Origin of the sequence: Streptomyces aureoversilis, assembly GCF_042657885.1 — a bacterium.
Classification (GTDB): Bacteria; Actinomycetota; Actinomycetes; order Streptomycetales; family Streptomycetaceae; genus Streptomyces; species Streptomyces aureoversilis.
In genome coordinates, this window is the sequence record NZ_JBHSKJ010000005.1 from 317,730 (window position 1) to 337,480 (window position 19,751).

A 19,751-nucleotide genomic window follows, 5' to 3' on the forward strand; every position below is an offset into this window, starting at 1 on the left:
GATGAAGACCCTGACCGCCGGGCGGCTGCTGCCGGTCCTCGGCACGCTGCTCGCCGCGCTGCTCTGCGCGCTCGGGCCCGGGGCGGGCAGCGCCTCGGCGCACGCCGCGCTGACCTCCACCGACCCGGCCTCCGGGTCGGTGGTGCCCGTCGCGCCCGAGAAGGTGAAGCTCACCTTCTCCGAGGGCGTCCTGCTCAGCGCGGACTCCGTGCGGATCCTCGACCCGCAGGGCAAGCGCGTCGACGAGGGCAAGCCGGCGCACGTGGACGGCAAGTCGAACACGGCGTCCGTCGGGCTCGCCGGCGGAATCGCCGACGGCACCTACACGGTGGCCTGGCAGGCCGTCTCCGCGGACAGCCACCCGGTGGCCGGGGCCTTCACCTTCTCCATAGGCGCGCCGTCGAAGACGGCGGCGAAAGTGACGACGGCCGAGGCCGACCCGGTCGTCGACGCTCTCTACACCACAGGTCGCTATGCGGCCTATGCCGGTTACCTCCTCCTCGTCGGCGGCTGCGTGTTCGCAGGCGTCTGCCGCTCCTCGCGGCCGGTGCAGCGCATCGCGGTCGGCGGCTGGATCACCCTCTTCGCCGCGACCTCGGCGCTCCTGCTGCTGCGCGGCCCGTACACGGGCGGCAAGGGCATCGGCGCCGCCTTCGACCTGTCCCTCCTCGGTGACGTCCTGGCCACCAAGCCGGGCGCGGCACTGCTGTCCCGCCTGCTGCTGCTGAGCGCCGCCGCGGTCTTCCTCGCCGTCCTGTTCGGCTCGTACGCCCGCGAGGACGGCGACCGCAGCGGCATGGAGCGCCGCGACGTCGCCTACGGGCTCGCGATCGGCGGCGCGGTGGTCGCCGTCGGGCTCGCGGCGACCTGGGCCATGGCCGAGCACGCCTCGGCGGGCCTGCAGCCCTGGCTCGCGATGCCGTTCGACGTCCTGCACCTGCTGGGCGTCGCGGTGTGGCTGGGCGGCCTGGCCTCCCTCCTGGCCGTGCTGTGGACGGGAGAGCCGGTCCGGCGGGCGGACGTGCAGCGTTTCTCCCGGCTCGCCTTCACCTCGGTGTGCGTGCTGGTGGCGACCGGCCTCTACCAGTCCTGGCGCCAGGTCGGCTCGTGGGGCGCGCTCACCGGCACGGAGTACGGCCGCTGGCTCCTCCTCAAGGTCGCGCTCGTGACGGGCATGCTCGGCCTCGCGTACTTCTCGCGGCGCTGGACGGGCCGGCTCACGGACCGCCGCCCGGCGGCGAAGAAGCCGGCGCCGTCCGCCAAGCCGGTCCAGGCCAAGGCGGCCGGCCAGGCCCGTGCCGCCAAGGCGGCGGGCCCCTCCCGGGAGGACAAGGACACCTCTCCCGAGCGGGCCGCCCAGCTCGCGCGCCAGCGGGAGGCCCTGGAGAAGGCCGCCGGGCAGCGGCGGCGCGACGCGGACGAAGGCCGCAGCGGGCTGCGGCGCTCCGTCCTGGCCGAGGCCGGGGTCGCCGTCGCCGTGCTCGCCGTCACCACCCTCCTCACCGGCACCCAGCCCGGGCGGGCCGAGACCGAACAGCGGCAGGCCGCCTCTTCCGGCGGCGCCCGGACCGCCGCGCCGGATGCCTCCGGCCCGGCCGAGGTGAAGATCCCGTACGACACGGGTGGCACGAACGGGCGAGGCACGGCCGTCGTACGTATCGACCCGGCGCGCTCGGGCAACAACTCCCTCGACGTCTCCGTGACCGACCCGGCCGGCAAGGCCGTCGACGTACCGGAGCTGGAGGTGTCCTTCACCGAGACGCGGAAGAACATCGGCCCGCTGCGCACGTCCCTCAAGCGCGGCCCGGCCGGCCGCTGGCAGGCCTCCGGCTTCCAGCTGCCCATGGCCGGCGAGTGGCAGCTCACCCTGACCGTACGGACCTCCGACATCGACCAGATCACGGAGATCAGGAACGTGAAGATCAACTGATGACTGAACGATCCCAGGACGAAGAGAAGACCTCCCAGGGCCCGCAGGCCGGGAAGGCCCCGCAGGCCGAGGAGCCTGCACGGGCAGTGAAGGGCACGAAGGCCACGAAGGCCGGCAAGCCCGGCAAGGCCGCGAAGGAAGCCAAGACCTCCACGGCGGCGGGAACCGCCGCGGCCACCAAGCCGGCGGGAGGTGCCGGGGCCGCGAAGACGGGCCCCGGCCGGGGCGAGCAGCCCGGCCGGCCCGCGCAGGCCCGCGCCGCGAAGGGCGTCAGCCGCCGCCGGCTGCTCGGCACGGCCGGCGCCGCGGGCGCGGCCGGGCTCGTCGCGGGCGGTGCGGCCGGGGCGTTCGCCACCGAGACCGTACGGAAGGACCCGGCCCCGCTGAACGGCGTCGGCTCCGGGAGCAGACCCTTCCACGGCGTGCACCAGGCCGGGATCGCCGATCCCGCGCAGACGTGCGGCCATTTGGCCGCCTTCGACCTCGCGCCGGGCGCCGACCGCAAGGCCGCGGCCGCGCTGCTGCGGCGGTGGTCGGCGACCGCTGCCGACCTCATGGCCGGGCGGACGCCCAAGGGCGACGACTCCGGGGTCGCGCTCGACGCGGGCCCCTGCTCCCTGACCGTCACCTTCGGCTTCGGCCGGACGTTCTTCGACCGGACCGGGCTCGCCTCGAAGCGGCCCGCCGCCCTGGAGCCGCTGCCCGCATTCACCGCCGACGCGCTCGACCCCAAGCGCAGCGAGGGCGACCTGTGGGTGCAGATCGGCGCCGACGACGCCCTCGTCGCCTTCCACGCGCTGCGGCTGCTCCAGCAGCAGGCCGGGAGCGCGGCACGGCTGCGCTGGCAGATGAACGGCTTCAACCGGACGCCTGGGGCCACGGCGCAGCCGATGACCGCCCGGAACCTGATGGGCCAGGTCGACGGCACCAACAACCCCAAGCCGTCGGACCCCCGCTTCACGGGCCACGTCTACGTGCCGGAGGACCGCAGCGGCGCGGACGCCTGGATGGCGGGCGGGTCGTACGCGGTGGTGCGGCGCATCCGCATGCTGCTCGACAGCTGGGACAACCTCTCCCTGGAGCGCCAGGAGAAGGTGATCGGCCGCCGCAAGTCGGACGGGGCGCCGCTGTCCGGCGGCACGGAGACGACGCCGGTGGACCTCAACAAGTTCCGCGAGGACGGGTCGCTGGCGATCGCGGGTGACGCGCACATCCGCGTCGCGTCGCCGGCGTCCAACCGGGGCGCGACGATGCTGCGGCGGGCGTTCTCCTACCATGACGGCTTCCTCGATGACGGGGCTCCGGACGCGGGCCTGCTGTTCGTCGCCTGGCAGGCGGACCCGCTGAAGGGTTTCGTGCCGGTGCAGCGGAAGCTGGACCGCGGTGACGGCCTCTCCCGCTTCCTGCGGCACGAGTCGAGCGGCCTCTACGCGGTGCCGGGCGGCTGCGCGCCGGGCGAGTACGTGGGGCAGCGGCTGCTGGAGGGCTAGGGCTGGAGGGCTGAGGGCGGCCCGGGGACCGAGGGTCGCCGGGCCCGGCCGTGCTCCTCGCCCCGCGGGGACGGACCGGGCCGCTGCTCAGCGCGCGGGGCCCGCCGCCAGGGCGCTCGGTATCGTGGCGAGCCCCCAGACGATCGAGGAGCCAGCGTGATGTCGGCCAGCCGCTACACCTATCTCGGCCCCGAGGGCACGTTCACCGAGGCCGCGCTGCGGACGCTGCCGGAGGCGGCGACGCGGGAGCTGGTGCCGATGGTGTCCGTGCCGGCGGCGCTGGACGCCGTGCGGAACGGCGAGGCGGCGGGCGCGCTCGTGCCCATCGAGAACTCGGTGGAGGGCGGCGTCACCGCGACGCTCGACCAGCTCGCCACGGGCGCCCCGCTGATGATCTATCGCGAGGTGCTGCTGCAGATCACCTTCGCGCTGCTCGTGCGCCCGGGGACCGGGCTGGCGGACATCAAGACGGTGACCGGCCACCCCGTGGCGCAGCCGCAGGTGCGCAAGTGGCTCGCCACGCATCTGCCGGACGCGCTCTGGGAGTCGGCGGCCTCCAACGCGGACGGCGCGCGCCTGGTGCAGGAGGGGCGCTTCGACGCCGCGTTCGCCGGGGAGTTCGCGGCGGCCACGTACGGGCTGGAGCCGCTGGTCACCGACATCCACGACGCGCAGAACGCGCAGACCCGGTTCGTGCTGGTGGGCCGTCCGGCGCGGCCCGCGGCGCGGACGGGCGCGGACAAGACCTCCGTCGTGGTGTGGCTGCGCGACGACCACCCCGGCGCCCTGCTGGAGCTGCTGCAGGAGTTCGCGACGCGTGGGGTGAACCTGATGCTCATCCAGTCCCGCCCGACGGGCGAGGGCATCGGCAACTACTGCTTCGCGATCGACGCGGAGGGGCACATCACCGACCGGCGTGTGGGCGAGGCGCTGATGGGGCTGAAGCGGATCTGCCCGCAGGTGCGGTTCCTCGGCTCGTATCCCCGGGCGGGCGTGGATCCGGCGGAGGTCGGCCCGGCGCGCTACGGCACGTCGGACGAGGAGTTCGTGACGGCGGCGGACTGGCTGGTGCGCTGCCAGGACGGCCGGGCCTGAGCAGGCCGCACCCGGGCCGGCCGCGCGTAAGCGGGAGTCGTTGGTGTCCACGTCTCGACGGTAGCCGTCGGCGCGGACATCCCCAGAGTTATCCACAGGGGGTTCTCGACCTGGGGATAAGTCGACAGAACGAGGCACCTGCACCGCCCTGCGAATCGGTCAAGGTCGACAAATCGCTCTAGCCATAGGGCCGTCATCCACAGCACCTAGGTTCGCCCGATCGGGCTGCCCACAGCGCACCCGTCAGCGGAATGTCGGTGAATAACCCTTTAGAGCGAGGCGATACCACCCGAATGAGTGGCCGAGCGAGGTTTGACCAAGGAATACACGGCGCAGGACAGAAGCGGACGGAACGTTCGATTCCGGCGTCCACAGATTTCACGCACAGCCTGTGGACAAAGAAAGCGGAGGGGCGCCCTCCTGTGGACAAGGAGCGGGCCAACTCCCGCCGCGCGCAAGCGGATCAGACCCCCACGCCACCGCTATGCCCCCTTTTCGGCAAAAGCGCAGCCATTCCCCGGCCGTCCGCTCCGACGGCTTTTCAGCACCTTCCCGATCACCGGCGGCTCTGATTATTCACAGCCTTTTCCGAACGCCCAAAATGGGGCAAAACACCATCAAGAGGAATATGCCGTCGAGTGATCGCGTCCGCAACGGTAGCCTGGAGGGGTGATTGACCTTCGCCTGCTTCGTGAGGACCCCGACCGTGTGCGCGCCTCCCAGCGCGCCCGTGGAGAGGATGTCGACGTCGTCGACGCACTGCTCTCCGCCGACGAACGGCGCAGGTCGTCCAGCGTCCGCTTCGACGAACTCCGCTCCGAGCAGAAGGCGCTCGGCAAGCTCATCCCCAAGGCCGCCGGCGACGAGAAGGCCGCGCTGCTGAAGAAGGCCGGCGAGCTGTCCGCCGCCGTCAAGGCCGCCGACGCCGAGCAGGACGAGGCCGCCGCCGAGGCGCAGCGCCTGCTGCTGCAGATCGGCAATCTGGTCCACCCCGACGTGCCGCGCGGCGGCGAGGACGACTTCGTCGTCCTGGACACCATCGGCACCCCGCGCGACTTCGCCGCCGAGGGCTTCGAGCCCAAGGACCACCTGGAGCTCGGCCAGCTGCTCGGCGCGATCGACGTCGAGCGCGGCGCCAAGGTCTCCGGCTCGCGCTTCTACTACCTGACGGGCGTCGGCGCCCTGCTGGAGCTCGCGCTCGTCAACGCCGCCATCGCCCAGGCCACGGCCGCCGGCTTCACCCCGATGCTGACGCCCGCCCTGGTCAAGCCGCGCGCCATGGAGGGCACGGGCTTCCTCGGCCAGGCCGCGCAGGACGTCTACCACCTGGAGAAGGACGACTTCTACCTGGTGGGCACGTCCGAGGTGCCGCTCGCGGCGTACCACATGGACGAGATCCTCGAGGCCTCGCAGCTCCCGCTGCGCTACGCCGGCTTCTCGCCGTGCTTCCGCCGCGAGGCGGGTACGTACGGCAAGGACACCCGCGGCATCTTCCGCGTCCACCAGTTCGACAAGGTCGAGATGTTCTCGTACGTCGCGCCGGAGGACGCCGAGGCCGAGCACGCGCGCCTGCTGGAGTGGGAGAAGCAGTGGCTGAACAGCCTCGAGCTGCCCTACCAGGTGATCGACGTCGCCACGGGTGACCTGGGCGCGTCCGCCTCGCGCAAGTTCGACTGCGAGGCGTGGATCCCGACCCAGGGCAAGTACCGCGAGCTGACCTCGACTTCCAACTGCGACGAGTTCCAGTCGCGGCGGCTGTCCGTCCGCCTGCGCGACGGCAAGACCGTCAAGCCGCTGGCCACCCTCAACGGCACGCTGTGCGCGGTGCCGCGCACGATCGTGGCGCTGCTGGAGAACCACCAGCAGGCCGACGGCTCGGTGCGCGTGCCCGAGGTGCTCCGTCCGTACCTGGGCGGGCGCGAGGTGCTGGAGCCCGTCGCACGGTGAGCGGCGCATGCGCGGCCGCCGGGGCGCGCCCGGCAACGAAACCCGCACCTCTGCGCCGCGCAGGCGGAGAAGCGAACGGAACAACACAGTGACCGACGGCCCTGCCTCTCCGCTGCCCTACCGTCTCGTCGCGACCGACCTCGACGGCACCCTGCTGCGCTCCGACGAGACCGTCTCGGAGCGCACCAGGTCCGCCCTGAAGCTGGCCACGGAGGCGGGTGCCGCGCACATCGTCGTGACCGGGCGGGCCGTCCCGTGGACGCGCCACATCCTCCAGGAGCTGGACTACCAGGGCCTGGCGGTGTGCGCGCAGGGCGCGCAGGTCTACCACGCGGGCGAGCACCGGCTGCTGACGTCGGTGACGCTGGACCGGCGGCTCGCCGGGCTGGCCATCGCCAAGATCGAGGCCGAGACCGGTCCGCTGCACCTCGCCGCGGGCCGCGACGGCCTCGACGGCGAGGTGCTCGTCACCCCCGGCTACCGCATCCAGGAGGGCCCCCTGCCGGCCGTCCCGGCCCACGACCGGGACGAGCTCCTGGCCGAGCCGCTGAACAAGCTCTACCTTCAGCACCCGGAGCTCGACGACGACGCCCTGGCCGAGGCCGCGCGGGCGGCCGCGGGTGACATGGTCGGCGTGACGATGGCGGGTGCGGGCATCGTCGAGCTGCTGCCGCTGGGGCTGAGCAAGGCCACCGGCCTGTCCCTGGCCGCGCGCCGGCTCGGGATGAAGCCCGCCGACACGATCGCCTTCGGTGACATGCCCAACGACATACCGATGTTCGGCTGGGCGGCCCACGGCGTGGCCATGGCCAACGCCCATCCGGAGCTGCTGGCCGTCGCCGACGAGGTCACCGGGTCGAACGAGGACGACGGGATCGCTACGGTCCTGGAGCGTCTCTTCGGCTGACCGTCCCCGACGTCACGGCTGCGGCCGCCTGTCGCAGGGCTTCGGGCACGCGCGCGAAGTCCCATGCCGGGCGGCCGTGCGTGAACTGCCGGAAGCCCAGGCCGATGGCCACGGCTATCGCGTGCCCCACGTCGGTGAAGGTGCCGCCCGTGGCCAGCGGCAGGCCGAAGAAGAGCACCACTCCGGCGAGGTAGAGCCACCGCCACGGCCGCGGCATCCGGTAGGTGAGGATCCCGGCTGCGGCCGCGAGCCCGTACGAGACGCCTATGTCGACGACTCTCTTCATCGACCGCGGCAGCTCGTGGTCCTCTATCGACATCAGCACGATCTCCTGGCTGATGAGCGTCGCCGCGATGTGCGCGAAGCCGACGGTGAAGAGCCACCGGGCGGTGCCGATCCAGCGCTCCACGTTCGCGTGCAGCGCCTCGAAGAGCGCGGCGTAGATCAGGAACGACGAGGGGTTCTCGATCCAGAACCCGCTGATCAGCAGTGACTGCAGCGGGTGCTTGGTGAGCTGGTGGATGTTGCTGCTGGTGCGGTGCAGCAGGGCCGTCGCCAGGTCCTGGCCGGCCGCGGCGATGACGAGGCTGGTGATGCCGATGACGAGCAGCCATATGTGCGTCCCCGGCGAGGATCGGATCCAGGAACGGATCCCGGAGCGGGCCAGGGAAGCGGCGCGGGCGGCGACGGCCGGCCCCCGGCCGGGCGTGCCGGAGCCGCGGGGCCCTTCCCGTCCACGCACCATTCGACGGTAGCCGTCCGGCGTCCTCGCCGCCCCGCGCGCCGAGTTGTAGGATGACTGGGCAATCGGGTGAATCATGCGCGGCCGAGGCCGGGACCGGAGGACGAATGGCACTGCGGGCAGCGGGACGGCAGTCCCTCGTGGACACCGTCGTGGATCAGTTGCGCGCCCAGGTCGCGGCCGGCGAGTGGAAGATCGGCAGCCGCATCCCGACCGAGCACGCGCTCGCCGAGCAGCTCCAGGTCGGCCGCAACACCGTCCGCGAGGCCGTCCGCGTCCTCGTGCACGCCGGAATGCTGCGCTCGCGGCAGGGCGAGGGCACGTTCGTGGTCTCCATGGCCGACCCGGCCGAGATCATGCGCGGCGTGCAGCGCGCCGGGGTGCGCGACGTGCTGGAGCTGCGCATCGCGCTGGAGGCCGAGGCAGCCCGCCTCGCGGCCCTGCGCCACGAGCCCGCGGACCTCGCCCGGATGAAGGCCGCCCTGGACGCCCAGACGGCGTTCGAGGACCCCGAGGGCCAGCCCGACTCCGGCAACCTGGAGCTCTACGCCGACCACGACGTCGAGTTCCACCGCGCCGTTGTGGAGGCCGCGCACAACAGCGCGCTGACCGCGACCTACGCCTGGTTCAGCAGCTCCGTCCGCGAGGCGCTGGTCACCGCGCTCGGCGACCGCGACATGCCGCGCATCCTCCACGGCGACCACCACGCCCTCATGGACGCCATCGCCTCCGGCGACCCCGAGGCCGCCGCGCGGGCCGCCCGGGCCCTCCTGGAGCGCCCGAAGCAGGCCGTGGAGAGCCTCCTCGCCGAGGGCTGACCCGCAGCGCCCCTCATTCCCCTCACCGCACGTCCCTGGAAAGGCACCCCCATGTCGGAAACGAGGCCGGACACGCTCGACCCCCTGATAGACGCGGAAGAGGACCCGGCCCCCAGGCCCGCGGTGGCCGCCGCGCGCCGCACCGCGCGCGCCCACCCCGCGCTCGTCATGACCGGCATCGTCCTCGCCTCGCTCAACATGCGGGCCGCACTCGCGGGCGTCTCGCCCCTCATCGGCGAGATCGGTGACCACTTCCACCTGGCGGCCGCGGCGAGCAGCCTCGTCACCACCATCCCGCTGCTCTTCATGGGCCTGGGCTCGATCGTCGCCCCGAAGCTCGCCCGCCGCTGGGGCACGGAGACCGTCCTGTGCGGTGCCCTCCTGCTGCTGTGCGGCGGCATCCTGCTGCGCATCGCGCCCCCGGTCGTCGCCCTCTTCGTCGGCTGCGCGCTCGTCGGCACGGCGATCGCCCTGCTGAACGTGCTGATGCCCGGCCTGGTGAAGCGGGACTTCCCCGACCGCGCCGCGAGCATGACCGCCCTGTACTCGACCACGCTGATTCTCGGCGCCACCGGTTCCGCCGCCCTGTCCGTGCCCCTGGAGAACGCCCTGGGCGGCTGGCAGGGCTCCCTGGCCTCCTGGGCTCTGCTCGCCGCCGTGGCGGCCGTCGTGTGGATCCCGCAGGCCGTCCTCGCGCGGCGCGGCGCCCGGCACGGCGCTGCGGCCGCCACGCCCGTGCGGACGGCGCAGAGCGGGCCGAAGCTGACCCGGTCGCCAATCGCCTGGCAGGTCACGCTGATGATGGGCACCCAGTCGCTGATCGCCTACGTGTGCATCGCCTGGATGCCGACCGTGTTCACCGACGGGGGCATGAGCAAGAACGAGGCCGGCATGGTCTACGCCTTCTACACGCTGGTGCAGATGGCCGGTTCGTTCGTCGTGCCCATGGTCGCCGGCCGGATGCGCGACCAGCGCCTGCTCGGCGCGGGGGTCGTCGTCCTCATGGCCGCCGGGGTCACCGGCCTGCTGACCGCTCCCGTGGCGGGCGCGTGGGTCTGGGCGACGCTGATGGGCGTCGCGCAGGGCGGTCTGCTCGGCCTCGCCCTGACGCTGATGGTGCTGCGTACGCGCGACGCCCACACCGCGTCCCGCCTGTCGGGCATGGCGCAGACGTGGGGCTACCTGCTCGCCTCCGTCGGCCCGTTCGCGATCGGTGCGGTCCACCAGGCGACCGACAGCTGGACGCTTCCCGTCGCCCTGCTGCTCGTCGCCTGCGCGGCACTGCTGCTTCTCGCCATGGGCGCCGGGCGCGATCGGAAGATCTGAGACGTTGGGTGGACAGGAGGCCCTCCGGGGCCTCCCCACCCGTCGTGAGGAGACCGTCGCCCATGCACGCCGCTCACCGCATCACCGTCCCGGCGGAACTCGCCGGGTTCCACGAGGATTTCGACGGGGAGGCCGGCCGCTCCTGGGTCGCCGCGCTGCCGGAGCTCGCGGCCCGCTTCCTCGACCGCTGGGGCCTGCGGATCGACGGGCCCGCCTCGCACGGCATGGTCGCCCTCGTCCTGCCCGTGCTGCGGGAGGACGGCACCCCGGCGGCGCTCAAGCTCCAGCCGGTCACCGACGAGAGCGCCGGGGAGCCGGCCGCCCTGGGTGCCTGGAACGGTGACGCGGCGGTCGCGCTCCTCGACCACGACGCCGCGACCGGCACGATGCTGCTGGAACGGTTGGACGCCAACCGTTCACTCTTGTCCATACCGGATGCCGAAGCCTCACTGCAGACGCTCGCCGAGCTGCTGGAGCGGCTCCTGAAGGCTCCCGCGCCCGCCGGGCTGCGCTCCCTCGGGGACGTCGCCGGGGCGATGCTGAAGGACGTCCCCACGGCGCTGCCGGAGCTGCGCGACCCCTCGGAGCGCCGGCTGGTCGAGACGTGCGCCGAGGCCGTCCGGGAGGTCGTCGGCGAGCCGGGCGGCCTGCTGCTGCACTGGGACCTCCACTACGCCAACGTCCTCGCCCCCGTGCCGGGCTCCGCGCGCGAGCCGTGGCTCGCCATCGACCCCAAGCCGCTCGTGGGCGACGCCGGATTCGAACTGCTGCCCGCCCTGCACGACCGGTGGGACGACATCACCGCGACCGGTGACGTACAGCGGGCGGTCCTGCGCCGCTTCGACCTGATGACCGATGTCCTGGGGCTGGACCGGCGGCGGGCGGCCCGCTGGACGCTGGGCAGGGTGCTGCAGAACGCCCTGTGGGACGTCGAGGACGGCGACGACGCGCTCGCGCCCGAGCAGGTGGAGATCGCCCGGGCGCTACAGCGTTATGTCGTACGGGATTGAGGCTCGGGCGCTGGGGGTGTGAGCCTCGGGGGGATGAGGCTCACTCCTCCCCGGCGAGGGTCAGGGAGCGCAGCTTCTGCCCCGCGAACCACGTCGCCGCCACCGTCACGCCGGCGAGCAGGGACAGGGCCAGCGGCAGGCCCACGTCCGAGGAGACGGCACCCTCCGCACCGATGCGCTGGGCGAGGGCGAGCGACCACTGCTGGACGCTCAGGGTGCGCGCGCCGGGGACGAGGCTGCCGAAGAGCGACTCCCACACCAGGGCGTAGACCAGGCCGGCCACGACGGCGTGCCGGGTGAGGGTGCCCAGCAGCAGGAACATCGCGCTGTAGGCGATGGAGGCGACGACCGCGGCGACGGCGTAGGCGACCGCGATCTGCTGGCTGTTGCCGTTGAGCACGAAGCCGGCGATGAGCGTGGGGACGGCCGAGAAGACGGCGGTGACGGCGATCGCGACGATCAGCTTGGTGAAGATGATCGTGGGGCGCTTGACCGGCTTGGACAGCAGGTAGACCACGGAGCCGTCGTCGATCTCCGGGCCGATCGCGCCGGTCCCGGCGACGACGCCGATGAGCGGGACCATGGTGGCCAGCGCGAGGCCGCCCAGCACGCTGCCCGCGGTGCCGTCGTCGGCGCCGACGAGGATCCGGACCACGACGGAGACGCCGATCAGGAGGGCGGGCAGCCCGAAGAGGATGAAGGCACGGCGGCGGCCCAGGAGGCCCCGGTAGGTGAGCCGTGCGACGGTGGCGTTGTACATGGCGCTGGGCTCCTTTCAGGCCGCGACGAGGTACGAGAAGACCGATTCCAGGGACTCGTCCGAGGGCGAGACCGTCAGGAGCCGGATGCCGTGCTCCCGGGCGACCCGGGGCAGCAGCGTGGTGAAGCGCCCGAAGTCGACGGCCTGGATGCGCAGGGCGCCCTCCTGGACGTCCACTTCGATGCCCGCCGTCGACGGGTCGGCGATCAGGGCGGCGGCAAGCGCGCGGTCGTCGCTGGAGCGCACGAGGTAGCGGTGCGGGCGGTCGGTCATCAGCCGGCGGATCTTGCGGAAGTCGCCGGAGGCGGCGTGCCGTCCCGCGACGACGACCTCGATGTGGGTGGCCAGCTGCTCGACCTCCTCCAGGATGTGCGAGGAGAAGAGCACGGTGCGGCCCTCGGCGCCCATGCTGCGCAGGAGCTCCATCAGCTGCATGCGCTGGCGCGGGTCCATGCCGTTGAAGGGCTCGTCCAGCAGCAGTACGGAGGGGTCGTGGACGAGCGCGGAGGCCATCTTCACGCGCTGCCGCATGCCCTTGCTGTACGTGCTGATCGCGCGGTCCTGGGCGTACTCCATCTCGACGGTGGCGAGCGCCCGCTGTGCCTCGGAGTCGCCCAGTCCGTGCAGTTCGGCGTTGGCGCGGACGAACTCCAGGCCGGTGAGGAAGTCGTACATCGCCTCGCGCTCGGGGACGATGCCGATGTGGCGGTAGATCTGCTCGTTGCGCCAGATGGGTGCGCCGTCGAGAGTGACGGTGCCGGTGGAGGGGGCGAGGAAGCCGCCCATCATGTTGATGAGGGTGGACTTTCCGGCGCCGTTGGGGCCGAGGAGGCCGGTGACGCCGGGGCCGACGGTCATGGAGACGTCGTTGACGGCGACGACGTTGCCGAACCAGCGGGAGACGTTGTCGATGCGGATCGAGGTCACAGCCCGACCTTTCGGTAGCGGCCCATCAGCACCCCGTAGGAGCCGGCGATCAGGGCGGCGAGCACGAGCAGGTAGACGAAGCCCGCCGCGGTGCTCGGCCCGTGGCCGTCGGGGAAGGCGGAGGTCGCGGAGAGGAACGCCGTCTGCACGCCGTCGATGAGGGTGATGGGCGAGAACAGGCCCATCCAGCCGATCGCTTCGGTGTTGTCGCGCTGCAGGGCGATGCCCTGGACGGTGCTCACCACCCCGTAGGAGATGGTCAGGACGGCGATGACGGCGGCGACGCCGAAGCCGCGGCGCGGGGTGAGCGCGGCGACCACCAGGCCGATGCCGGCGAAGAGCAGGGAGAGCAGTGCCACGGAGACCAGTCCTTGGGCGAACCCCTTCGTCTGGTCCGCGAAGTCGAGCTTGGCGAGCAGGGCACCGACGTAGAGGATCAGCAGGGGCGTCGCGGTGAGGATGAACAGGGCGGAGAACATCGCGGCGAACTTCGCGGTCACGTAGTCGACGCGTTCGATGGGACGCGAGAAGTACAGGGGCACGGTCCGGAAGCGCAGGTCGCGCGAGACGGACTGCGGGGCCTGTGACGCGACGTAGAGGCCGATGACGACCTGCATGATGATCGCGTAGCGCGTGTACTCCACCGGCAGCTTGTTGAGCTTGGTGGCGACCGTGACGGCCACCATGATGGCGGCGGGCAGGCACATCACGCCGAACAGGATCATCGGCAGCACCTTGGACTTCGCCGACCGGCCCAGGCCGTACGCGCCGCGCAGGCTCTGCGAGAAGAGCGAGCGGCGGGCGTACGAGCGGCCGAGGCGGGCACCGGAGTAGTTGCGGTAGCCGATGTTGTGGATGACGTCCTGCGCGGGTGCGGAGGCGGTCTCAGGCGGCATCGGTGCTGCCCCTTTCGTGTGCGCTCTGGAAGACCTCCGCGATGCGGTGGCGGCGCTGCTCCATGCGGATGAGGCCGAGGCCGAGACCGGCGACCGCGTCGCGCACGGTGTCGTAGGTGTCGTCGCCGGTGACGTCCACGAGGAGGACGTGGCCGGACCCGGCCGCCGCGAACTCCCCGGCCTGGCCGACGGGCTGGACGGCAAGGCCGGCCGCGGCGAGCGCGGCGGCGAGGGCCGCCGTGCCGTCCGGGTGGGTGTCGGAGTCGGTGACCTCGACCGCGAGGGAGGCCGTGGCCTGGGTGAAGTCGCTGGTGGAGGAGGAGCGCAGCAGCTTGCCGCCGTCGATGACGACGACGTGGTCGCAGGTGCGCTCCAGCTCGCCGAGCAGGTGTGAGGTGACCAGCACCGAAATGCCGAAGTCGGTGTGGATGCGGCGGATCAGGCCGAGCATCTCGTCGCGGCCCACGGGGTCCAGGCCGTTGGTGGGCTCGTCCAGGAAGACCAGCTGGGGGTCGTGGACGAGGGCCTGGGCCAGCTTGACCCGCTGCTTCATGCCCGTCGAGTAGCCGCCCATGGGGCGGTAGCGCTCCTCGTAGAGGCCCACGTGGCGCAGCGTGTCGGCGGTGCGCTCGCGGGCCGCGGTGACGGGCAGGCCCGACATCCGCGCCATGTGGACGACGAACTCGGTGGCCGACACGTCGGGCGGCAGGCAGTCGTGCTCGGGCATGTACCCGACCCGCTCGCGGATGGCGGCGCCCTCGGTCGCGATGTCGAGCCCGAGCACGCTGGCGCGGCCCTCGGTGGCGGGGGACAGCCCGAGCAGGATCTTGATCAGCGTGGACTTGCCGGCTCCGTTGGCGCCCACCAGGCCGGTCACGCCCGGCGTGATGTCGACGGACAGCCGGTCAAGAGCGGTCACCCGGGGGAACCGCTTGCTGAGGCTTTCGGTAGCGATCACAGTCACACCTTCGAAGGTAGTGGCGCGTACCACACCAGGCGTCAGACCAGACGGCTGGTTCCGTGTAGTCCTCGGGTCTGACGTGCCCGTAGGGGAACGGTCCGGAGGGAGGGGTGTGCCGGGTGCGGGGCCCGGTGCCGGGGCGGCGGAGGGGGCGGGGCGGGAAAGAGGTTTTCCACAGGCCGTGCACGACTCTTGACGCAGCCGCCGGTCATTGTCACATTCGTCAGTGTCACGTTACGGACGCGTACCGGAGTCGACTCACGGGACGGACGAATGGCCATGACCTCAGCAGTGCCCCGGGAACTCACCGGCGGGTTACGGGGCTTCAGGGAAGTCCAGCGGCTGGCCTACGACTGCGCGGAGGCGGTGGCCGCACAGCTCGGGCCGGGCGTCACCGAGCGCGAGGCGGCCCGGATGCAGCGGGAGTGGCTGCGGCGCCACGGCGTGCGGGACTGGTTCCACCTGCCGTTCGCCTGGTTCGGGGACCGCACGGCGTTCGCGGGCTTCCGGGTCCCCTTGCAGTTCTTCCCGACCGACCGGCGGCTGGAGGCGGGGATGCCCTTCATCCTCGACATGGCCCCGGTGCACCGCGGCTTCACGGCCGACATCGGCTACTCCGGCTGCCTGGGTCCGAATCCGCTGCACGACCGCCTGATGGCCGATCTCGCGGAGCACCGGGAGCTCGTCCTGCGCGAGGTGCGCGAGCGCCGCCCCCTGCGCGAGATATACGAGGACGTGGACCGGCTCATGGTCCGCCAGGGCTACGCCAACCGGCACCGCGCCTATCCGTTCGGGGTGATCGCGCACAAGGTGGGCCGGGTCAGGGAGCGCCGCTGGTCGCCGCATGTGTTCGGGTTCGGCACCCAGGCGCTCAAGGGGCTCGCCTCCGACGCCCTCCGCGGGCACCGGGAGGGCTGGTCCCCGCTGTGGAGCCCGCACCGCTTCTCCGACCACCCGCCCCGGCCGGGCCTGTGGGCGGTCGAGCCCCACCTCGGCTTCCGGGGGACGGGCGCGAAGTTCGAGGAGCTCCTGGTGGTCACCGACTCCCGGGATCCCGAGGAGGGCGCGTTCTGGCTGGACGACGATCTGCCGCACGTGCGGCGCACACAGGAGGAGAGGGCCGCATGAGCGAGAACGCCGGCAGCGCGGGGCTCGAAGGCGCGCGGGAGCGCCGGATCCGTACGGGCGGGGTCGAGCTGTGCGTGGCGGAGCTGGGCGATGCCTCGCTGCCCACGATGGTGCTCGTGCACGGCTATCCGGACAGCAAGGAGGTCTGGTCCGAGGTCGCCGAGCGGCTGCGCGACCGCTTCCACGTCGTGCTGTACGACGTGCGCGGCCACGGCCGCTCCACGGCGCCGAAGCCGCTGCGCGGGGGCTTCACCCTGGAGAAGCTCACGGACGACTTCCTGGCCGTCGCGGATGCGGTGAGCCCCGACGCCCCGGTGCACCTGGTCGGGCACGACTGGGGGTCGGTGCAGGCGTGGGAGTTCGCCACCGTCGCCCGCACCGAGGGGCGCATCGCCTCCTTCACCTCCATCTCCGGCCCCTCCCTCGACCACCTCGCGATGTGGTTCCGCAAGCGCGCGGCGCGGCCCACCCCGCGGCGGGTGGCCCAGATGCTCGGCCAGAGCGCCCGGTCCTGGTATGTGTACGCGCTGCACACCCCCGGGCTGCCGGAGGCCGCCTGGCGCGGCCCGCTGGGCAAGCAGTGGCCCAAGCTGATGGCGCGCCTGGAGAAGCTCCCGGTGTCGGGCTATCCGACGCCCTCCCTGCCGTCGGACGCCTCCCACGGCGCCTGGCTCTACCGCGACAACATCCGCGCCCGGCTGCGCCGCCCGCGCACCGATGCCTACGCCCACGCGCCCGTGCAGCTGATCACCCCCACCGGTGACGCCTACCTCTCCGAGCGGCTCTACGACGACCTGGAACAGTGGGCGCCCGGCCTGGTGCGGCGCAACCTGGCCGCCAAGCACTGGGTGCCGCGCACCCGCCCCGACCAAGTGGCGGCGTGGATCGCCGAGTTCGCGCTGTCCCGGCAGGGGAGCGGGCGGGCGGCGGAGTCCGCGCCCGCCGGCCCGTACGCGCGCTGGTTCGCCGGACGGCTGGTGCTGGTCACGGGGGCGGCCAGCGGCATCGGCCGGGCCACCGCGTTCGCGTTCGCCGAGGCGGGCGCCCGGGTCGTCGCCGTGGACCGGGACCCGGAGGGCGCGGTGCGTACGGCCGACATGGCCCGGCTGATCGGCGCCCCCGGCGCCTGGGGCGAGTGCACCGACGTCTCGGACGAGGCGGCGATGGAGAAGCTGGCCGCGAAGGTCGCCGCCGAATACGGCGTGGTGGACGTGCTGGTCAACAACGCCGGCATCGGGTTCGCAGGATCCTTCATGGACACCTCGGCCGAGGACTGGCGCAAGGTCCTCGACGTCAATCTGTGGGGCGTCATCCACGGCTGCCGCCTCTTCGGCAAGCAGATGGCCGAGCGCGGCCAGGGCGGCCACATCGTCAACACGGCCTCGGCCGCGGCCTTCCAGCCTTCCCGGATCCTTCCCGCCTACAGCACGTCCAAGGCGGCGGTGCTGATGCTGAGCGAGTGCCTGCGCGCCGAGCTGGCCGGGCAGGGCATCGGCGTCTCCGCCATCTGCCCCGGCATCGTCAACACCCCGATCACCGGCGCCACGCGCTTCGCCGGGGTCTCCGAGGAGGAGCAGCGGCGCATGCGCACCAAGGCGGGCCGGGCCTACGGCCGGCGCAACTACCCGCCGGAGAAGGTCGCCGAGGCCGTCCTGCGGGCGGTGGTCCGCAATCAGGCGGTCGTGCCGGTCGCCCCCGAGGCCCACGGCCTCCACTTCATGTCCCGCTTCGCACCGTGGGCGCAGCGGGCCCTCGCCCGGATCGAGCCGCCGCTGTAGCGGACGGCGGAGGAGCGGAAATGACCGACGGCCACGCGGGCGGGCACACGATAGCCCCCCGCCGCGTCTCCTTCGAGTGGGACGCGACACCCCTGCACTGGATACCCGACGAGCCCACCGCCACCCACGTCATCAACGTACTGCACCTGCTGCTGCCCGCCGGGGAGCGGTGGTTCGTCAAGGTGTTCAAGGAGGCCCTCCCGCTGGTCGGGGACCCGGCGCTGCTCAAGGACGTCAAGGGGTTCATGGGCCAGGAGGCCACGCACAGCGTGCAGCACGCGTACGTGCTGGGCCACCTCGCCGCACAGGGCCTGGACACCGGCGCGTACACCCGCCACGTCGACTACCTCTTCGACGTCCTGCTCGGTGAGCGGCCCCCGTTCGGCCTGCCGGTGACGGCTCGGGAATGGCTGCGCTTCCGGCTCTCGGTGATCGCCGCCATCGAGCAGTTCACGGCCGTGCTGGGCAACTGGGTGCTGGAGGCCGAGGGCCTCGACCGGGCCACGCCCGACCCGGTGATGCTGGACCTGCTGCGCTGGCACGGCGCCGAGGAGGTCGAACACCGCTCGGTCGCCTTCGACATGTACGAGCACTGCGGCGGGAACGACCCCGGGCGCTACGCCCGCCGCGCCCTGGGCATGGCCGTGACGGCGCCCGCGCTGTTCTACCTGTGGGGATACGGCTCCCGGTTCCTGATCCGCAACGACCCGCGGCTCGTGGGGCGGATGCGCTATTCGCTGCGCGCGCACAACCGGGCCGTGGAGAAGGGCCTGCTGCCGGGCTGGCGCGAGCTGGGCTCGGCGGTGCCCCGCTATCTCCGGCGGTCGTACCATCCCTCGAAGGAGGGGTCGCTGCGCAGGGCCGTTGACTATCTGGCGACCTCACCCGCGGCACGGACCGCGGCGGGCGCGATAGGCCGCGCGGCCCTCTCGTAAGGAGCGACCCACTTGTCCGAGCATCCCGGGCGACCCGAGCGGCCCCACGAATACCGCATCGAGGACCTCGCCCACCGCAGCGGCGCCACGGTCCGCACGATCCGCGCGTACCAGGACCGCGGGCTGCTGCCCAAGCCTGAGCGGCGCGGGCGCGCCAACGTCTACCGGGACGCCCACCTGGCGCGGCTGCACCAGGTCGCGGGGCTCCTCGACCGCGGTTACACCCTGGCCAGCATCAAGGAGCTGCTGGACGCCTGGGACACCGGCCGCGGCCTGGGCGGGGTCCTCGGGCTGGTCGCCGAGGTGGACGGGCCGTGGACGGACGAGGAGACGGGCCGGATCACCCGCGCGGAGCTCGACGCCCGCTTCGGCGGCGTCCCCGACGACGCCGCCGTGGAGGAGGCGGTGCAGCTCGGCGTCCTCGTGCGCGTACCGGGGCCGCCCGAGGAGTTCCTCGTCCCGAGCCCGCAGGAGCTGGCCGTGGCCGTCGAGCTGCACGCCGCGGGGGTGCCCCTGCCCGCCATCACCGGCCACCTGCGCGAACTGCGCACGAGGGTCGAGCACATAGCGGGCCGGTTCCTGGACTTCACCACCGAATACGTCTTCCGGCAGTACTTGGACCACTCGCCCACCGACGAGGAGGCCGCCGAGGCCGCCGCGCTGGTGCGGCGCCTGCGCCCGCTGGCCCAGCAGACGGTCGACGCCGAACTCGCCCGCGCCATGCGCGCCATGGCCACGCGCTACCTCCGCGACCATCTGGACGGCGAGGCCGCCGTGGGCACGGCTCACGCGGGCGGCGACGCGGCCGGCCCGGCCGGAGACCCTGCAGGCGGTACGGCGGAGCAGGTCGGCGGTACGGCGGGCGTCGCTGCGGCTGCTGCAGCCGCTGCAGCCGCTGTCGGCTCGCCGGAGTCCGCCCAGGGAGACGTACGGCTCCCCGAGGGGACCGTCCGGGCCGTGGCTGCTCTGGTGGGGCCGGGGAACGTCGCCGCTTTCATCGCCGCTGCCGCGGAACGCGAGGTCCGGGCCCGCACCATGGACGCGCTGGTCACCCGCCCCGAGGACGAATAGCCGTCGGCGATCGGGGCCGGTGACCGGACC

The 19,751-nt window shown here is 72.7% G+C and carries 17 protein-coding genes; 12 read left to right on the plus strand and 5 right to left on the minus strand.

What is annotated here, in order from left to right:
* Position 1 precedes the first annotated feature (1 nt).
* The 5 genes from ACFPP6_RS11510 to ACFPP6_RS11530 all read left to right on the plus strand — a co-directional run bounded on the left by ACFPP6_RS11510 (position 2) and on the right by ACFPP6_RS11530 (position 7,369).
* A complete protein-coding gene (locus ACFPP6_RS11510) occupies positions 2-1,930 on the plus strand; it encodes a copper resistance CopC/CopD family protein (protein ID WP_382039884.1) in 1,929 nt (642 codons plus the stop codon).
* Positions 1,930-3,420: an iron uptake transporter deferrochelatase/peroxidase subunit gene (gene efeB / locus ACFPP6_RS11515; protein ID WP_382039886.1), complete on the plus strand. Its 1,491-nt coding sequence runs from the start codon at positions 1,930-1,932 to the stop codon at positions 3,418-3,420. Before ACFPP6_RS11510 ends, efeB begins: the two co-directional genes overlap by 1 nt.
* A 159-nt stretch (positions 3,421-3,579) precedes the next feature.
* On the plus strand, positions 3,580-4,515 hold the full coding sequence (gene pheA / locus ACFPP6_RS11520) for a prephenate dehydratase (protein ID WP_382039889.1): 936 nt from the start codon (positions 3,580-3,582) through the stop codon (positions 4,513-4,515).
* Positions 4,516-5,184: 669 nt separating this feature from the next.
* A complete protein-coding gene (gene serS, locus ACFPP6_RS11525; protein ID WP_382039892.1) occupies positions 5,185-6,462 on the plus strand; it encodes a serine--tRNA ligase in 1,278 nt (425 codons plus the stop codon).
* Between the two features lie 88 nt (positions 6,463-6,550).
* Positions 6,551-7,369 (plus strand): HAD family hydrolase, encoded by an 819-nt coding sequence (locus ACFPP6_RS11530; protein WP_382039895.1) that lies wholly within the window; start codon positions 6,551-6,553, stop codon positions 7,367-7,369.
* On the opposite strand, the gene ACFPP6_RS11535 is transcribed toward ACFPP6_RS11530, so the two are convergent.
* Positions 7,341-8,111: a rhomboid-like protein gene (locus tag ACFPP6_RS11535; protein WP_382039898.1), complete on the minus strand. Its 771-nt coding sequence runs from the start codon at positions 8,109-8,111 to the stop codon at positions 7,341-7,343. The two genes, ACFPP6_RS11530 and ACFPP6_RS11535, sit on opposite strands and share 29 nt — an antisense overlap.
* 107 nt (positions 8,112-8,218) lie before the next feature.
* Here ACFPP6_RS11535 and ACFPP6_RS11540 point away from each other — a divergent pair, with 107 nt between their 5' ends.
* The 3 genes from ACFPP6_RS11540 (at position 8,219) to ACFPP6_RS11550 (ending at position 11,265) form a co-directional block, all read left to right on the plus strand.
* On the plus strand, positions 8,219-8,929 hold the full coding sequence (locus ACFPP6_RS11540; protein ID WP_382039901.1) for a FadR/GntR family transcriptional regulator: 711 nt from the start codon (positions 8,219-8,221) through the stop codon (positions 8,927-8,929).
* A gap of 51 nt (positions 8,930-8,980) precedes the next feature.
* Positions 8,981-10,255 carry a CynX/NimT family MFS transporter gene (locus ACFPP6_RS11545; RefSeq protein ID WP_382039903.1) on the plus strand — a complete coding sequence of 425 codons (1,275 nt, stop codon included), beginning with the start codon at positions 8,981-8,983 and terminating at the stop codon, positions 10,253-10,255.
* A 62-nt stretch (positions 10,256-10,317) separates the two neighbouring features.
* Positions 10,318-11,265: an aminoglycoside phosphotransferase family protein gene (locus ACFPP6_RS11550; RefSeq protein WP_382039905.1), complete on the plus strand. Its 948-nt coding sequence runs from the start codon at positions 10,318-10,320 to the stop codon at positions 11,263-11,265.
* Between the two features lie 40 nt (positions 11,266-11,305).
* Here the strand turns inward: ACFPP6_RS11550 and ACFPP6_RS11555 are convergent, their stop codons facing one another.
* The 4 genes from ACFPP6_RS11555 to ACFPP6_RS11570 are packed head-to-tail and all read right to left on the minus strand — an operon-like array spanning position 11,306 to position 14,839.
* Positions 11,306-12,025, minus strand: coding sequence for an ABC transporter permease (locus tag ACFPP6_RS11555; protein ID WP_382039908.1), 720 nt, complete (start codon positions 12,023-12,025; stop codon positions 11,306-11,308).
* 15 nt (positions 12,026-12,040) lie between these two features.
* The gene (locus ACFPP6_RS11560) at positions 12,041-12,952 is read right to left on the minus strand and encodes an ABC transporter ATP-binding protein (RefSeq protein WP_382039911.1); all 912 of its coding nucleotides are present in this window, start codon (positions 12,950-12,952) and stop codon (positions 12,041-12,043) included.
* Positions 12,949-13,848 (minus strand): ABC transporter permease subunit, encoded by a 900-nt coding sequence (locus tag ACFPP6_RS11565; protein ID WP_382039913.1) that lies wholly within the window; start codon positions 13,846-13,848, stop codon positions 12,949-12,951. Before ACFPP6_RS11565 ends, ACFPP6_RS11560 begins: the two co-directional genes overlap by 4 nt.
* Positions 13,838-14,839, minus strand: a complete 1,002-nt coding sequence (locus ACFPP6_RS11570; RefSeq protein WP_382039916.1) for an ABC transporter ATP-binding protein — start codon at positions 14,837-14,839, stop codon at positions 13,838-13,840. The genes ACFPP6_RS11565 and ACFPP6_RS11570 overlap by 11 nt, the downstream gene beginning before the upstream one ends.
* Positions 14,840-15,088: 249 nt before the next feature.
* On the opposite strand from ACFPP6_RS11570, the gene ACFPP6_RS11575 reads away from it, so the two are divergent.
* From ACFPP6_RS11575 to ACFPP6_RS11590, 4 genes are read left to right on the plus strand one after another with little or no spacing between them, the layout of a single operon-like run.
* Complete coding sequence (locus ACFPP6_RS11575; protein ID WP_382039918.1) at positions 15,089-15,937, plus strand: M24 family metallopeptidase; 849 nt, start codon at positions 15,089-15,091, stop codon at positions 15,935-15,937.
* Positions 15,934-17,715, plus strand: coding sequence for an SDR family oxidoreductase (locus ACFPP6_RS11580; RefSeq protein WP_382039921.1), 1,782 nt, complete (start codon positions 15,934-15,936; stop codon positions 17,713-17,715). The genes ACFPP6_RS11575 and ACFPP6_RS11580 overlap by 4 nt, the downstream gene beginning before the upstream one ends.
* A gap of 20 nt (positions 17,716-17,735) precedes the next feature.
* The gene (locus ACFPP6_RS11585; protein WP_382039924.1) at positions 17,736-18,650 is read left to right on the plus strand and encodes a metal-dependent hydrolase; all 915 of its coding nucleotides are present in this window, start codon (positions 17,736-17,738) and stop codon (positions 18,648-18,650) included.
* 12 nt (positions 18,651-18,662) lie between these two features.
* Entirely contained in the window at positions 18,663-19,721 is a 1,059-nt protein-coding gene (locus ACFPP6_RS11590; protein ID WP_382039926.1) for a MerR family transcriptional regulator, read from the plus strand.
* Positions 19,722-19,751 lie beyond the last annotated feature (30 nt).